The organism is Pseudomonas kuykendallii, from assembly GCF_900106975.1.
Classification (GTDB): domain Bacteria; phylum Pseudomonadota; class Gammaproteobacteria; order Pseudomonadales; family Pseudomonadaceae; genus Pseudomonas_O; species Pseudomonas_O kuykendallii.
The window spans coordinates 24,996-41,059 of the sequence record NZ_FNNU01000009.1; the positions used below are offsets into that span (position 1 = coordinate 24,996).

13 protein-coding genes are annotated in these 16,064 nt (G+C 68.8%); 6 read left to right on the top strand and 7 right to left on the bottom strand.

Going from position 1 to position 16,064, the window contains the following annotated elements; translation table 11 throughout:
- Positions 1-16 precede the first annotated feature (16 nt).
- Positions 17-568 (top strand): PQQ-dependent catabolism-associated CXXCW motif protein, encoded by a 552-nt coding sequence (locus BLV15_RS20970; RefSeq protein ID WP_090231672.1) that lies wholly within the window; start codon positions 17-19, stop codon positions 566-568.
- Positions 569-622: 54 nt separating this feature from the next.
- Entirely contained in the window at positions 623-1,288 is a 666-nt protein-coding gene (locus BLV15_RS20975) for a response regulator transcription factor (RefSeq protein WP_090231673.1), read from the top strand.
- Between the two features lie 348 nt (positions 1,289-1,636).
- Here BLV15_RS20975 and BLV15_RS20980 read toward each other — a convergent pair whose 3' ends face one another.
- The 5 genes from BLV15_RS20980 to BLV15_RS21000 all read right to left on the bottom strand — a co-directional run bounded on the left by BLV15_RS20980 (position 1,637) and on the right by BLV15_RS21000 (position 8,035).
- Positions 1,637-2,164 (bottom strand): REP-associated tyrosine transposase, encoded by a 528-nt coding sequence (locus BLV15_RS20980; protein ID WP_090231674.1) that lies wholly within the window; start codon positions 2,162-2,164, stop codon positions 1,637-1,639.
- A gap of 344 nt (positions 2,165-2,508) precedes the next feature.
- On the bottom strand, positions 2,509-5,154 hold the full coding sequence (gene nahK / locus BLV15_RS20985) for a hybrid sensor histidine kinase/response regulator NahK/ErcS' (RefSeq protein ID WP_090231675.1): 2,646 nt from the start codon (positions 5,152-5,154) through the stop codon (positions 2,509-2,511).
- A complete protein-coding gene (nosP, locus tag BLV15_RS20990) occupies positions 5,084-6,247 on the bottom strand; it encodes a nitric oxide-sensing protein NosP (RefSeq protein ID WP_090231676.1) in 1,164 nt (387 codons plus the stop codon). Before nosP ends, nahK begins: the two co-directional genes overlap by 71 nt.
- A 109-nt stretch (positions 6,248-6,356) precedes the next feature.
- Positions 6,357-6,749: a hypothetical protein gene (locus BLV15_RS20995; RefSeq protein ID WP_090231677.1), complete on the bottom strand. Its 393-nt coding sequence runs from the start codon at positions 6,747-6,749 to the stop codon at positions 6,357-6,359.
- A gap of 101 nt (positions 6,750-6,850) precedes the next feature.
- Positions 6,851-8,035 (bottom strand): porin, encoded by a 1,185-nt coding sequence (locus BLV15_RS21000; protein ID WP_090231678.1) that lies wholly within the window; start codon positions 8,033-8,035, stop codon positions 6,851-6,853.
- Positions 8,036-8,352: 317 nt separating this feature from the next.
- On the opposite strand from BLV15_RS21000, the gene BLV15_RS21005 reads away from it, so the two are divergent.
- From BLV15_RS21005 to BLV15_RS21020, 4 genes are all read left to right on the top strand, one after another.
- On the top strand, positions 8,353-9,129 hold the full coding sequence (locus BLV15_RS21005; RefSeq protein WP_090231679.1) for an alpha/beta hydrolase: 777 nt from the start codon (positions 8,353-8,355) through the stop codon (positions 9,127-9,129).
- A 20-nt stretch (positions 9,130-9,149) separates the two neighbouring features.
- Positions 9,150-12,233: a sensor histidine kinase gene (locus BLV15_RS21010; protein ID WP_090231680.1), complete on the top strand. Its 3,084-nt coding sequence runs from the start codon at positions 9,150-9,152 to the stop codon at positions 12,231-12,233.
- Positions 12,230-12,862, top strand: coding sequence for a response regulator (locus BLV15_RS21015; RefSeq protein ID WP_090231681.1), 633 nt, complete (start codon positions 12,230-12,232; stop codon positions 12,860-12,862). The genes BLV15_RS21010 and BLV15_RS21015 overlap by 4 nt, the downstream gene beginning before the upstream one ends.
- A gap of 125 nt (positions 12,863-12,987) precedes the next feature.
- Complete coding sequence (locus BLV15_RS21020) at positions 12,988-13,512, top strand: helix-turn-helix domain-containing protein (protein ID WP_090231682.1); 525 nt, start codon at positions 12,988-12,990, stop codon at positions 13,510-13,512.
- A gap of 37 nt (positions 13,513-13,549) precedes the next feature.
- Here the strand turns inward: BLV15_RS21020 and mmsB are convergent, their stop codons facing one another.
- Together mmsB and BLV15_RS21030 are read right to left on the bottom strand one after the other, a co-directional pair.
- A complete protein-coding gene (gene mmsB / locus BLV15_RS21025; RefSeq protein ID WP_090231683.1) occupies positions 13,550-14,440 on the bottom strand; it encodes a 3-hydroxyisobutyrate dehydrogenase in 891 nt (296 codons plus the stop codon).
- A gap of 86 nt (positions 14,441-14,526) precedes the next feature.
- A complete protein-coding gene (locus tag BLV15_RS21030; protein WP_090231684.1) occupies positions 14,527-16,032 on the bottom strand; it encodes a CoA-acylating methylmalonate-semialdehyde dehydrogenase in 1,506 nt (501 codons plus the stop codon).
- Positions 16,033-16,064 lie beyond the last annotated feature (32 nt).

The window sequence follows — 16,064 nt, forward strand, 5'->3', positions numbered from 1 at the left end:
GAACGAGTGCCCACGGATGCCGCACCTTGCCGCCCTGCTGTTCGCCAGCCTGCTGTCCGCCTGGACGTTCGTCCCGGCGTTCGCCGCCCAGGATGCCGCGCTGTTCTCCGCCGAGGGCTATCGCCTCGGCCACTACCGCAGTCCTACGCCGGCCCTGGCCGAGCACGCGCAGACCCTCGACACCGAGGGCGTGCGCCAGTTGCTCGCCCGCGAGCCACGTACCGTGCTGATCGACGTCTATCGCCGGCAATGGCTGCATGGCCGCTTCATCGAAGACGAAGCCCACGCCAACCTGCCCGGCAGCCAGTGGCTGGCGAACACCGGCGACGGTGAACTGGACGCCGCCTGGCAGGCCTACTTCAGCACCAACCTGGCGCGCGTCAGCCACGGCGATCCGGACTGGCCGCTGCTGTTCTACTGCCGCTCCGATTGCTGGCTGGGCTGGAACGCGCAGAAGCGCGCGCATGCTCTGGGTTATCGCAACCTGTATTGGTACCGTGACGGCATCGACGCCTGGCAACAGGCCGGCCTGCCGCTGCAAGCCGCCGAACCGGTGGCGTTTCCCTGATCCATCAGCCTGCGCTGTAGCCACGCCATAATCACAAGAAAGAGGTGAAAGGCCATGTACAAGATTCTGATCGCCGACGATCACCCGCTGTTTCGAGAGGCCATCCACAACGTCATCAGCGACGGCTTTCCCGGCAGTGAAGTGATGGAGACCGCCGACCTCGACAGCGCCCTGAACCTGACCCAGGAACACGACGACCTCGACCTGATCCTGCTCGACCTGAACATGCCCGGCATGCACGGCCTAAACGGCCTGATCAACCTGCGCAACGAGGCGCCGACGATCCCCGTGGTGATCGTTTCCGCCGAGCAGGACAAGCAGATCGTGCTGCAGGCGATCACCTACGGCGCGGTCGGCTTCATCACCAAGTCCTCGCCCCGCGCGCAGATGACCGACGCCATCGAGCAGATCCTCAACGGCAATGTCTACCTGCCCTCGGACATCATCCGCACACAGAAGCAGTCCTCGCAGCGGCGCCAGCCCGACGAGCACAACATCTCGCCGGAGCTGCTCCAGGCGCTCACGCGCAAGCAGTTGCTGGTACTGGAACGAATGGCCAAGGGCGAATCCAACAAGCAGATCGCCTACCACCTGGAAATTGCCGAAACCACGGTCAAGGCCCACGTCTCGGCGATCCTGCGCAAGCTCAACGTGCACAACCGCGTGCAGGCGATCCTCTCGGCCAACGACATCGACTTCGCCGCCTACCTGCGACGCTAGCCAACCCCAGGCGCCCTCCTTACCCGGCGGTGCGCGCGGCGCACCCTACGGATCGTGGGCGTGAATGCCACACGCCACTCGCCGAATACGCCGTCGCCCCAATCCGCCCTTCCAGGCCTAACGGTGTGCGCATGGCGGATCGTTGGGGTGAACGCCCCGCCGTAGGGTGCGCCGCGCGCACCACGGGCACCTCACTCGCCAAACATGCCGTCGCTCCGATCCGCTCGTGCACGCCCTACCTTACCCGGCGGTACGCATGGCGCACCCTACCAGGCCTAACAGTGCGCACGGCGGATCGTTGGGGTGAATGCCTCCGCCGTAGGGTGCGCCGTGCGCACCACGGGCACCTCACTCGCCAAACACGCCGTCGTCATCCGCGCTGCCACCCCAGTCCGCTGGATACACACCCTCCCGGACCAACCGGTGAAAGCTCGACCACGGCCATTCGGCCACCGAAGCCACCAGCCCGTGCTTCAGCGGGTTGCCGTGCAGGTAGTCCATGTGGGCGCGGTAGTCCTGTTCATCACGGATGCGGTGCTCCCAGAAGCGCCGCTGCCATAACCCGCCTTCGCGGCGCACGAAGCGGCTGGCATACACCGGCGCCGGCGGCCCCAGCGCCTGGCTGACCCGGCGCTTGATGATCGACCAGCGCCGGCCGAAGTCGTCGTCCTCGGCCGGCAGTTGCCAGATGCAATGCAGATGGTCGGGAAGCAGCACCCAGGCATGGATGGCGAACGGATAGCGCCGACGAACCTCTTCGATGGCCTGGCGCAGTGCCGTGCGGCAACGGGCGTCGGTCAGCAGCGGGCGGCGCTGTTCGGTGACCAGGGTGAAGAAATACAGCGAACCCTGGCGGGCACGGCGGTAGTTGGACATTCCATGTCCTCCTCCAATGACGGGGTTCCAGCATAGGTCGGCAGTGGCCAGCGGCGTGTGCGCCATATCGCGCATGGCGGTGCGCGCGGCGCACCCTACGCACCTTCGCCGATGTTCTACGTCTCCAGCGCGGCCGATGCAGGGTGCACCGTGCATACCCTCGGCGTCCATCGACCGTACTGCGCGTTACCGAGGTCGCGCGCTGGCGGGTGCTCGCGTTGAAGCGGTGCGCACGGCGCACCCTACGGACTGGACGCCCTGCCTTATCCGGCGGTGCGTTCGGCGCACCCTACGATCGTTCCGGTGAACGCCTGTGCCGTAGGGTGCGCCATGCGCACCGGGGCTCAGCCGACGCGTTGCGCGCCGTGCTCGATCAGGTGGCTCATCGCGGCCTTGAGTTTCATCGGCCGCACCGGCTTGTGCATCAGCGTGTGGCCGAGGTCGCGCATCTGCTGGCGCAGTTCGTTGCTGTAGTTGGCGGTGATCATCAGCGCCGGCAGCGGCACGCCGCGCCGGGCGTTGATGCTGGCGACGGCGTCGACGCCGTTGTGGCCGTTGTCCAGGTGGTAGTCGGCGATCAGCAGGTCGGCGTCGGCGTGGTAGTTGTCCACCTGCCGCGCCAGGTCTTCCTCGGACAGCGCGGTGACCACCCGGCAGCCCCAGCCTTCGAGCAGCGTGCGCATGCCGGCGCAGATCGCCGCGTCGTTGTCCAGCACCCACACCCGCGAGCCGGCGAGGCGCTCGAGCAGCGCCTCGGTGCTTTCCGGCGCCACCCGCGCACGCGGCGCGCGCTGGGTCAGTGGCACCTCGATGGCGAACGACGAGCCGCGCCCCGGCCAGGAGCGCACCTGGATGCGATGGCCGAGCATGCCGGCGATCTTCTCGACGATGGCCAGGCCGAGGCCGAGGCCGCGGTCCTGGTTCGGTCGTTGCGAATCGCCGCGCTTGAACTCCTGGAAGATCTCCTTGAGCTTGTCCTCGGCGATGCCGACGCCGGTGTCCCAGACTTCGATCCACAGGCTCTGCCGACGCCGCCGGCAACCCAGCAGGATGCGTCCGCCGGGCGTGTAGCGGATGGCATTGCTGAGCAGGTTGCGCAGGATGCGCGCGAGCAGTTGGATGTCGCTGCGCACGGTCGCCGAGCACGCCACGAAGTGCAGCTGCAGCCCTTCGCTGAGTGCCGCCTGGCGAAACTCCACGGCGAGGTTGTCGAGCAGGTCGCCCACGGCGAACGGCGCGATCTCCGCCTTGATCACCCCGGCGTCGAGCTTGGAGATGTCCACCAGGGTGCCGAGCAGGCTTTCCACGTCATCCAGCGAATTGCTGATGTTGCGCACCAGGGTCGCGCTGACCGCCTGCTCGCGCCGTTCCAGCAGCGCGCTGGTGAACAGCCGCGCGGCGTTCAGCGGTTGCAGCAGGTCGTGGCTGACCGCCGCGAGGAACTTGGTCTTCGACAGGTTGGCCTGTTCGGCCTCGGCCTTGGCTTCACGCAGGCGCAGTTCGACGCGGCTGCGCTCGCCGATCTCGCGCAACAGCTGGTCGTTGAGGGTGGTCAGCTCGGCGGTGCGTTCGCGCACCCGCTGTTCGAGGTTCTGGTACGCCAGGTGCAGTGCCTCGGCGGTGCGCCGGCGTTCGGTGATGTCGCGGATCAGCACGAAGATCCCCACCACTTCGCCGTTGACCAGGTTCGGCACGTAGGAGCGCAGCATGTAGCGCTCCTGCCCGGCGAGGTTGGTCTCGGCCACCTCGAAGGTCACGCTTTCGCCGGCCAGCGCGCGCTCCACGTAGGGTTCCAGGCGCCGCCAGTGCTCCTCGTTGTGCACCTCGCGCAGGCTCTGGCCGAGCATGCCGCCGCGCGGCCAGCGGTACCACTCCTCGTAGACCTTGTTGGTGAATTCGTAGATCAGCTCCGCGTTCAGGTAGGCGATCAGTGCCGGCACGTGGTCGGTGATCAGGCGAATCCAGCGTTCGCTCTCGCTCAGCGCCTCGGCGTGGCGATAGCGCTCGGTGATGTCGGTGAAGGTGTTGACGAAGCCGCCGGTGGGCAGCGCGTGGGTGCGCACTTCCAGCACCCGACCGTCGAACAGGCGCTGCTCCAGTTCCTGCACCGGGCGGCCATCGGCGTCGCGGGTGTCGGGCGTGAGCAGGGCCAGCTCGCTGTCCGCCATGACCTCGGCGAACGGCCGGTGCGCCTGGATCGGCGCCAGCCCGCAAAGGTCGAGGAAGCGGTGGTTCCACAGCTCCAGGGTGCCCTCGGCGCCGACCATCGCCATGCCCTGGGAAAGGTTGTCCACCGCGCGCTGCAGCAGCCGCGACTTCTGCGCCAGGGCCTGCTCGCGGCGCGCGGTCTCGCTGAGCTTGAGTTCGGTGATGTCGGTGTAGAGGATCACCAGCCCGCCCTCGCGGGTGGGCCGCTCGCTGACCTGCATCCAGCGTCCGTCGTGCAGGCGATAGACGCTGTGCTCGGTCTCGCTGCCACGCTGCTCCTCGGCGATCAGCCCGCTGCCCTGGGCCAGGCGGCGAATCTCCGACAGGCGCATGCCGCTGGCGATGCGCGCGCGGGTGCCGGCCCAGAACGACTTGAAGCGGCTGTTGAACAGCAGGATGCGCTGGTCCTTGTCGAACAGCACGAAGGCGTCGGAAATGCTTTCGATGGCGTCCACCAGGTATTGGTGGGCGGTCTCAGCGCGCTGGCGGGCGTCGCGCAGCAGCTGGTTGCTGGCGGTGAGTTCGGCCATCGCCTGGTTCAGCGCATCGGTGCGCTCGCGCACCTGCTCGGCCAGCACCACCGAATGCTGGAACGCGGCGTAGGCGCCCTCGCGGCGCGCGGCGCTGGATTCGACGCGTTCGATCAGTGCGGCGTTGATCCGCTTCAAGCGGTGGTTCTCGCGCTCCAGCTCGGCGAGCCGCGCCGCGCAGTCAGCCGCGTCCATTGCCGGCCCGGCGTCCAATGGCGACCCCGGTGAAGGTCTGGTTGATGTGCATGCCATTGAACTGCTCCCCGTAGGTGTTGAAGCCGATCACCTGCTGGCGGCGGAGGAATTCCCCGGTCTGCTCGACGCCGCCGTCGCTCTCGATCTCCAGGCGGCGCAGGAAGCAGTCGCAGCCGATGGTCAGCAGGGGCGGCCCGAGGCGCTTTTCCAGGCGCTCGAACAGCGCCTGCAGGTTCGGCAGCAACGGGCCGGGGCTCATGCCGGTGAGCACGATGCCGTTCTCCACGGCGCAATAGAAACTCAGGCTGAGGTCGTCGTGAACGCGCTGGATGGAACGCGCGAAGTAGTGCTCGTTGACCCTCACCGCCAGCGGATGGGCGGCGAACAGGCGGTGGTCGAGGGCCTCCACCGGCACGCCGATCCAGCGCGCGTACTCCTTCGCCGCCGGTTCGGCGTTCAGCTCGTAGACCCGGCGGGTTGTGCTGTCGGCGTCGGTGACCACCAGCTTCTCGCTGCTGGGCAGGATGTGGTGGGTGCTGAACACCTCGAAGTCCAGCGCGGTGTTCACCAGCAGCACCACCGCCGCGCCGGAGTGGAAGCGGCCGCCGTGGTAGACGTGGGTGTGCGTCAGGTGGTTGTCGTCGCCGGCCGAACCGCCGAAGTGCGGGATGCTGCCCAGCGCCGCGCTGAGGGCGGCGAGGACGATTTCCTCGCGGCTGGAGAGGCCGTCGAGCAGCGTCAGGGCGAAGCTGTGGTCCTTGATCGGCGCCAGCGAATTGCTCCGGCAGCCCGCCACCAGGCGTTCCACCAACTGCTGCGCGTCGAGCAGGCTGAAGCGCTCCATCTGGTCGATCAGCGCGCTGGCGACGGAGAAGCTGCGGTAGTCGAAGCCCACCGCGCTGACGCAGTTGCGCCCGTAGCCGAGCGGCGTGATCTCGCCGGCACTGGTGCAGCCGACCAGCTCGATGCCGCCGAAATACTGCTCCAGCGCCGGGCCGAGCGCGGCCAGGTCGTATTCCGCCGAGCAGAAGAACAGCACGAAGCCCAGGTGGGGATGGATCAGCTGGCGCGCCAGGTCCTGGGCCACCGCTTCCGCCTCGCGCGCGTGCGAAACGGCGGTGACCACACTTTCACTTTCCCCATGCCGCATCGGCCCACCTCACGAACACCCGTTGCCGTTTCGGTCATTCTAGAAAGCCCCCGCGCCAGGCCCCATGCTACTTGGGTCGCGAAGGCTCTCATCCGAAGGTAGCGCCCGCTCAGGCCGCAGCCGGCCAGCACAGCAGGGTCAGCGCCAGCATGCCGGCGTAGAAACCGGTCTCCAGGGTTTCACTGAGCGGCTGGATGCGCCGCAGCGCGCCATAGACGTGCACAACGATCATCGACGTGGCGACCGCCGCCAGCACTTCATAGGTGGTGTGCAGCGCCTCGCCGGTCAGCGCGGCGCGCATCATCAGCGCCTCGACGATGAGGATGAAGGCCCCCAGGCAACGCCCGAAGTAGATCGCCAGGTGGGTTTGGTCCGGTATCGTCCAGCCCACCAGGCGTGCCCAGTGCAGCGGCACGCAGAAGATCGGCAGGGCGAACACCAGGGTGGTGCCGATGGCCAGCCAGAGGAGGAAGTCCTGGCTGTAAGCGCTCCAGAGTCCCATCGAGGTCATGCTCCTTTTTTATGCTCATGAAAAAGGCGGGCCCGCTCGTGCGCGACCCGCCCGTCCTGCGCGACCCGGCGCGGCCGGGCCGGTGAAGCGGCTTACCAGCTGAGCACCGCACCGACCGCCAGGGTGTCGGTATCTTCGTCCAGGCCGCTGCCGTCCTCGCCATCGATCTGGTACTGGTTGTACTCGGCGACCAGCTTCAGGTTGTCGTTGATGGTGCGGAAGTAGGCGATTCCGCGGGTCTCGTAGTCGGCCGCGGAGCCGAGGCCGTTGCCGTCGTCCTCGGTCTTGCCATAGGACAGCGCCAGGCGGTTCTTGCCCCAGGTGTAGGAGCCCTGCAGGAGATAGCCGTCGCTGTCGATCTCGCGCAGCGTCGCCTCGCCGGCGTTGTTGGTGAAGAACGGGTTGATGCCCTTGGCCTGGAAGCCCGAAGCGGTCACCGAGAAGCCCGCCATCTTCGCCTGCACGCCATAGCCGAGGCCCTTGGAGGTGACGTCGTCCACCGTGTCGTCGGTGTTTTCCGAGGTCTGGTAGCCGCCGTTGATCCAGGTATAGATGGTCGAGCCGCCAAGCTGGAACTGATAGCTGACTTCCGACTCCAGGCGCGGCTCCTCCTGGTAGGACTTGCCGACGGCGCTGTCGTCGTTGGTGTCCACCGGGTCCATGATGCCCACCGCGACGCGCAGGCCCTCGACCAGGTTGTTGTTGCGGTAGGTGATCTGCGAGGTCGGGAACGGATACGGGTAGCCGGTGCCGATGTTGCCGAAGGACACGCCGGTTCCGTCCACCAGGCCGAGGGTGTCGCTGACGTTGCCGTAACCGGCGAGCAGTTCGTCGAGGAAGATGTTCGAGCGCGAGAACAGCCCGAAGTCCTTGCCCACCAGCACCTCGCCCCACTCCGGGTTGGAGACCGTGCCGTAGAACTGGCGGACGTCGATGGCGGTGTCGGTGCCGTTGGTTTCGCTGTCGTTGATGGTCACCCAGAACGACGCGCGGCCGCCCAGCTTGAGGTCGTCCACCTGCTTGCCGAAGTTGAAGCCGAGCCAGTTCGGCAGAAAGCCCATCTTGACCCGCGACTGGCGGCGGTCGAACTGCTCGCCTTCGCGGTCGACATCGCTGCTGACATAGAAGGCGTTGATGTAGCCGTCGGTGGAAAAGGTCGTGTCGTCCTTGTCGTACAGGACGATCTCGGCGGCGGCCTGCTGGGCCATGCCCAGGGCGACGGACGCGCCGAGGGCAAGTTGCAGGAACCGGGCTGGGACTCTCTTGTTGTTGTGCATGGCGCTCTCCGCTGCTGGGGCGACTGTTGGCTCAGTCGTGTCGGAGGCGATTATCGAAACCGCCCGGCCCGCGCCATACGGTTCCTTGGCGCTGCCTGGCTGCTGCTTTCGCCGCGCGCGGAACGAGAGGTCGGCGCGCGGCGAAAGAGCCGCGACCCTCGGAGCAAGGCGCAAGTAGTACGACCTGTGCGCAGGACGGAGATGAACCGGGGCCACCGCGCGAAGATCGCTGGATGCCAGGCGCCGCACATCCGTCCAAGCGCTGCGCCCGGGGATGTGCCCAGACTGTCCGCGACTCGACACGGCGGAGGACCGGCATGAGCGGAATCGTGATGTTCATCCACGGCGCCTGGCTCACGCCGCGCGTGTGGGAGCGCTTCGCCCAGCGCTTCGCGGCCTGCGGCTACACCTGCCTGGCGCCGTCCTGGCCGTCGCTGGAGGACATCCCGGCGCAGCGGCTGCGCGAGGCGCCACCGGCGGCCCTGGGCAACCTGGGGGTCGGCCGCATCCTCGCCCACTACCAGGCGCTGATCGAAGCGCTGCCGCACCCGCCGCTGCTGGTCGGCCACTGCTACGGCGGGCTCTTCGTCCAGGTGCTGCTGGATCGCGGCCTGGGTTCGGCCGGCATCGCCATCGCCCCGGCACCACCGCGGGGCGTGCTGCCCGGCCTCGCCGCGCTGGTCCGCCTGCTGCCGATGCTGACGCGCGCCGGGAGGATCGTGCCGCTGAGCGAGGCGCAATTCGCCCGCCACGCCGCGCAGACCCTCGACGCCGCCGAACGCCACCGCGAATACCAGCGGCAGGTGGCGCCGGCGCCCGGCCGCTTGCTGCTCGAGGCGGCGCTCGGCATCGGCACCCGGATCGACTTCGGCAATGATCGCCGCGCGCCCTTGCTGCTCATCGCCGGCGAAAATGATCGTACTATCCACGCCTCCACCGTCGCCGCCGTCTTCCGCCGCCATCGCCGCTCGGTCGCGGTCAGCACCTACCGCTGTTTTCCCGGTCGCAGTCATTGGCTGATCGCCGAAGCCGGCTGGCAGGAGGTGGCCGACTACGCCCTGGAATGGGCACAAAGCCAGGCCGACTGTTTCTGAGCAGAAGGAACCCGTGTGAAATGACATCGCTGCACCGCCTCTGGACGGCCCTGCACGCTCTGGTCGCGTGCGGCGAGCGCCTGCGCGGGCGCTGGCTGCTGCTCCTGCTGGTCGCCAGCGGCCTGGCCTGCGCCACGCCGCGCGGGCTGGAACAGCTGGAGCACCGGCGCTGGACCACCAGCGACGACGGCCCGAGCCAGGTCGGCGCGCTGGTGCAAAGCCGCGACGGCTACCTGTGGATGGGCACCAACGACTCGCTGTACCGCTTCGACGGTTTCCGCTTCGTCCGCTACCAGGCGCCGAACGGCAACCGCCTGCGCATCGTCTCGGCGCTGCTGGCCGGCGACGACGGCCTCTGGGTCGGCCTGCGCGCCGGCGGCGTGCAGTTCATCGGCAGCCAGGGCACCACCCACTACGCCCCCGCCACCGACTTGCCGGGCGGCGTGGTCTATGGCTTCGCCCGCGGCCAGGACGGCGTGCTCTGGGCCGCCGCCAACGACGGCCTGGCGCGTTTCGACGGCACGCGCTGGGAAACCGTCGGCGCCGACTGGCGCTTCCCCGACAACGCCCGCGCCGTGCTGGTCGACCGCGAAGGCCGCGTCTGGGCCGCCAGCGAGGACTGCCTCTACTACCTGCCGGTGGGCGCGCATGCCTTCGTCGACAGTGGCCTGGCGCTCGGCTGGGTCAGCCAGATGACCCAGGCCGCCGACGGCTCGGTCTGGGTCGCCGAGCGCTACGGTGGAGCCCTGCACCGGCTGACGCTGGAGGACGGCCGGCCGGTGTCGCAGACCGCGCCGATGTCGCTGGCCGCCAACGGCCTGCTCTTCGATGAGCAGGGCGGCCTGTGGATCGGCACCCTGGGCAACGGCCTGCAGCATGCCGCCGAACCCAACCAACTGTTCGATCCCGCCCGCAGCGGCAGCGCCCTGGAGCGCTTCACCACCCGCGACGGGCTCAGCTCGGACTACCTCTGGCCGCTGCTGCAGGACCGTGACGGCAACCTCTGGGTCGGCAGCAGCGCCGGCCTCGACCGCTTTCGCCGGCGCAACGTGCAACCCGCGCCGCTGCCGCGCGAGGCGCTCAACTTCGCCCTCGCGCCGGGTGCCGACGGCAGCCTCTGGGCCGGCAGCAGCAACCGTCCGGTGCTGCGCCTGGCGCAGGGCCGGTTGAGCCAGCTCGACCTGCCGCCGCCGGTGACCAGCGCGATGAGCGACGCCGAGGGCAACGCCTGGATGGGCGGCCCGAACGGCATCTGGCGCTCCCGGGGCGAGCGCCTGGAAAAGGTCGCCGCCCTGCCGACCCGGCAGGCGTCGGATTCCTCGGTGCGCGCGATGGTGCGCGACGACGCGGGCGATCTCTGGGTCTCGCTCAACCGCCTCGGCCTGTTCCGGCTGCACGACGGCGCCTGGCAGGAACAACCCGCGCCCACTGCGCTGGCCAGCCAGAAGATGCCGGTGAGCGCCGCCCGTGGCGCCGATGGCAGCCTGTGGTTCGGCTACCGCGACAACCTGATCGTCACCCGCCACGGCGCCGAGGAACGCCAGTGGGGCGAGAAGGACGGCCTGCAAATCGGCCACGTCACCGCCCTGCAACTGCAGTCGCGGCGTCCGTGGGTCGCCGGAGAGCGCGGCCTGGCCTGGTTCGACGGGACGCGTTTCCACAGCCTGCGGCTGCCCGATGGCGAGCTGTTCGGCAACATCTACGCGGTCCTCGCGGTGCCCACGGCAGCGGGCGAAGACCTCTGGCTGCATGCCCGCGGCGGCATTTTCAGGCTCGCCGCCGAGGACATCGAGACCGTCATCGCCGATCCCGAAGCGCGCCTGCGCTACCGCGCCTACGACCTCCTCGGCGGGCTCGCCAACGATCCCTATCAGGTGCTCCCGCTGCCCACCGCGGTGCGCAGCGGCGACGGCCGGCTGTGGTTCTCCACCAGCAACGGCGTGGTCTGGATCGACCCGGCGCAGCACGACGCCGAGGATGCGCCGCCGCGGGTGCTGATCGAATCGCTGGACGTCGACGGCGTGCGCCTCTCCGGCAACCGTCCGCTGCAACTTCCGGCGCAGAGCGGACGGGTGATGATCGATTACACGGCGCTCAGCCTGTCGATGCCCGAGGGGCTGCACTTCCGCTACCGCCTCGACGGCTACGACCGCGACTGGCACTACGCCGGTAGCCAGCGCCAGGCGATCTACACCGGCCTGCGCGCCGGCGACTACCGCTTCCGCGTGGATGCGGCGAATGCCGACGGCGTACCCGCCGAGCAGGAAGCGCAGCTGAGTTTCAGCATCGCTCCGGTGTTCTACCAGCGCCCGCTGTTCCTGATCCTCTTCGGCGCCGCGCTGGTCGGCCTGTTCTGGGCCTTCTACCGGAGCCGTCTGCGGCGCGCCGCCGAGACGCTGCGCGCACGCCTGGAGGAGCGCCACGCCGAACGCGAACGCATCGCCCGCGAGTTGCACGACACCCTCCTGCAGGGCGTGCAGGGGCTGATGCTGCACTTCCAGGCCGCGGCGGAAAGCCTCGACGAGGACCAGCCGGTGCGACAGCGCATGGAGCGTGCGCTGGACCGCGCCGACCAGGTGCTCGCCGAAGGCCGTGAACGGGTGCGCAACCTGCGCCGGCGCAGCCTCGCGGTGGCGGACCTCGCCACCGCCTTCGAGGCGCTCGACGAGGAACTCGAACATGACCCGGCCATCGTCTTCGCCGTGAAGGTCCGCGGTCGCCCGCACGACCTGCGCCCGCTGGTGCGCGACGAAGCCTACCGGATGGGCCGCGAGGCCATCGCCAACGCCTTCTGCCACGCCGACGCGAGCCACGTCAGCGTGGTCATCCACTACACCCCGCGGCGCTTCATGCTGAGCATCGCCGACGACGGCCGCGGCATCGCCGCCGAGTACCTCGGCCCGACCGGACGCCCGGACCACTGGGGACTCAGGGGCATGCACGAACGCGCGCAGAAAATCGGTGCCCAACTGGATATCCGCAGCGCCGAGGCGCAGGGCAGCGAGGTCCGCCTGAGCCTGCCCGCCACCCTCGCCTACCGGCGTACGCCGCGGCGCTGGCGGCGCTGGCTGCATTACCTGACTCACCCGAGGAGCCGAGCATGACGGCGGTCACCGGAGACATTCGCGTGCTGGTCGTCGACGACCATCCGCTGCTGCGCGAGGGGATCGCCGCGGTACTCGACCAGCAGCCCGACATCCACCTGGTCGGCGAAGCCGGCGATGGAAGCGAGGCCCTGGAGCGCTTCCGCGCGGAACGCCCGGACGTGACCCTGATGGACCTGCAGATGCCGGAAATGAACGGTATCGAGGCGATCCGGGCGATCCGCGCGGAATTCCCCGATGCGCGCATCGCCATCCTCACCACCTACCGGGGCGACGTGCGTGCGCTGCACGCGATCAAGGCCGGGGCCCAGGGTTACCTGCTCAAGAGCACACTGCGCAAGGAACTGGTGGAAGCGATCCGCGCGCTGGCCGCCGGGCGCCGGCACTTTCCCGCGGAGATCGCCGCCGAGCTGGCGGAATCCCTCGGCCAGGAGGCCCTCAGCCCACGCGAACTGCAGGTGCTGCAACGGGTGGCGCAAGGCGCGGCGAACAAGCAGATAGCCAACGAACTGGGTATCTCCGAGGACACCATCAAGGGCCATCTGCGCAGCATCATGGACAAGCTGAGCGCTAACAACCGCACCCACGCGGTCACCATCGGCATCCAGCGCGGCATCATCGAGCTCTGATCCGCCCCCACTTTCGTGTCGTCGGCGAGCGCCTCGTCGTGGTCTGTCGGCGCCACGCTCACGCCCGCATCATCCCTGGCAGAGGCGCCCCTTCGAGCGCCGTTCATAGCCTGCGGAGCACGCCGATGCCCAGCCCCTCCTATGCACGGAACGCCATCCTGCCCTTCCCCGGCGGCCCCATCGCCACGGTGCTAGGCCTGCTCGACGACGCCGGTCTGGCGCTGCACAGCGACCGCGAAGCCGCCTGCCGCAGCCTGACCCGCGCCATCGCACTGCTGCGTCGCGACGCCGATTTCGACAGCGGCGACAGCCGCGGCGGCCTCGCCGGCTGGCAGGTCAGGCGGCTCTCCAGCTACATCGACGAGCACCTGGATGGCGCCATCCGCACCCGCGAGCTGGCCGCGCTGCTCACGCTCAGCGTCAGCCATTTCACCCGCGCCTTCAAACAGGCCTTCGGCAGCCCGCCGCTGCTCTACGTGGCGCGCCGGCGCATCGAGGCGGCGCGGGAAATGATGCTCGCCAGCGACGAATCGCTGACCCGCATAGCCCACGTGCACGGCTTCTGCGACCAGTCGCACTTCAGCCGCACCTTTCTCCGCGAGACCGGCATCACCCCGCAGGCCTGGCGCCGGCTGCATCGTTCCGGCTGAAGCCCGCGGGCGCCCCGCGGACAGGCCGCGCCCGCCGTCACTCCGGCTTGCGGTACAGCTCGATGATCGCCGAGAAGTCCAGGCCGCCGTGGCCCTGCAGGCTGAAGCCCTGGTAGAGCTGCTGCGCCAGGGCGCCGAGCAGCACCGGCTGGCGTACCGCGCGCGCCGCTTCGGTGGCCAGGCCGAGGTCCTTGAGCATCAGGTCGCTGCCGAAACCGCCGCTGTAGCCGCGCGAGGCCGGGGCGTTCTCCAGCACGCCGGGGAACGGGTTGTAAGTGTCCGAACTCCAGCAACGCCCGCTGGACGTGTTGATGACCCCGGCCAGCACCTTGGCGTCCATGCCCAGCGCGACGCCCAGGCTCATCGCCTCGGCCACGCCGATCATCGAGATGCCCAGCAGCATGTTGTTGGCCACCTTCGCCACCTGGCCGTTGCCGGTATCGCCGCAATGCACGATGTTCTTGCCCATCGCCCCCAGGAGCGGCTGCGCCAGGGCGAAATCCCCGGCACTGCCGCCGACCATGAAGGTCAGGGTGCCGGCCTCGGCGCCGCCGGTGCCGCCGGACACCGGTGCGTCGAGCATCGGGTTGCCGTGTTCGGCGGCGGCCTTGGCCACCTCGCGCGCGCTGATCGGGTCGATGGTGGAGCAGTCGATCAGCAGCACGCCGGGGCGAACGTGGGCCAGCAGCCCGTCTTCGCCGAGGTAGACCGCCTTCACGTGGGCCGAGGCCGGCAGCATGCTGATGATCACCTCGACGTTGCGCTGCGCCAGTTCGGCGGGCGATGCGACGGCCGTAGCGCCCGCCTCGACCGCCGCCGCTACCGCCGTGGCGGAGAGGTCGAAGACGCTGAGCGCGTGACCGGCCTTGAGCAGGTTGCGCGCCATGGGGCCGCCCATGTTGCCGAGACCGAGAAAACCGATGTTCATGGTGGATGCCTCTTGAGTGTGCGTGCGCGAGCGCGCCGGACAGGCGCGCTCGCCCGGCCCTCTCCCGCAGGAGAGGACGTCGAAGGTTATTTCAGCGTGATGGTGGTGTTCACCGCGCCGCCCACGTCGCTTTCGTCGAACCAGCGCTGGGTGACCGTCTTGGTCTGCGTGTAGAACTGCACGACCTGCTTGCCGTAGGGGCCGAGGTCGCCGAGCTTCGAGGCGCGCGAGCCGGTGAAGGAGAACATCGGCACCGGCACCGGGATCGGCACGTTGATGCCCACCTGGCCGACGTCGATCTCTTCCTGGAAGTGCCGCGCCGCCGCGCCGGAGCGGGTGAAGATGGCGGTGCCGTTGCCGTTGGGGTTGGCGTTTATCATCTCGATGGCTTCGTCCAGGGTCGCCGCGTGCATCACGCAGAGCACCGGGCCGAAGATTTCTTCCTTGTAGATGCTCATCTGCGGGGTGACCCCGGAGAAGATCGTCGGGCCGACGAAGTTGCCGTCGGCATAACCGCTGACGGACGGGTTGCGGCCGTCCAGGGCGAGCTGGGCGCCTTCGGCAACGCCGCGTTCGATCAGGCTGCTGACGCGATCCAGCGCCGCACAGGAGACCAGCGGGCCGACGTCGGTGCCCGGCTCCACGCCGGCGCTGACCTTCAGCGTCTGCGCCTTGGCGACCATGTCCGGCAGCCATTGCTGCGCCTCGCCCACCAGGATCGCCACCGACAGCGCCATGCAGCGCTGCCCGGCCGCGCCGAACGCGGCGCCGGCGAGGTTGTTGAGGGTCTGCTCCTTGTGCGCGTCGGGCATGACGATGGCGTGGTTCTTCGCCCCCATCATGCACTGCACGCGCTTGCCGGCCTGGCTGGCGCGGTTGTAGACGTGGGTGCCGACCCGGGTCGAACCGACGAAGGACACCGCCTTGATGTCCGGGTGATCGCAGATCGCGTTCACCGCATCGACGCCGCCGTGGATGACGTTGAGCACGCCGGCCGGCACGCCGGCCTGCAACGCCAGCTCGGCGAGGCGCATGGTCACCATCGGGTCCTGCTCCGAGGGCTTGAGGACGAAGGTGTTGCCGGTGGCGATGGCCATCGGGAACATCCACAGCGGGATCATCGCCGGGAAGTTGAACGGGGTGATCCCGGCGCAGACGCCCAGCGGCTGCATCAGCGTATAGGTGTCCACCCCGCTGGCGACGTTGTTGGCCAGTTCGCCCAGTTGCAGGTTGCCGATCCCGGCGGCGTGTTCCACCACTTCCAGGCCACGGAACACGTCGCCCTCGGCGTCGGCCAGAGTCTTGCCCTGCTCGGCGGTGAGGATCGCCGCAAGTTCCTTCATGTTTTCGCGGATCAGTTGCTGGTACTTGAGGAAAATCCGCGAGCGGGCGCCGATCGGCATCTTGCGCCAGGTCTTGAAGGCCTGCTTGGCGCTGCTCACCGCGGCCTCGATTTCCTCGGGCGTGGCGAACGGCACCCGCGCCAGGACTTCCTGGGTCGCCGGGTTGATCACGTCGCGCCATTGCGTGGTGCGCGACTCGACGAGCTCGCCGCCGATGAGGAGTTTGACGTTGGGAATGCTGGTGCTCATGGTCGATGTCCTGACTGTCGTTGTGCGAAACC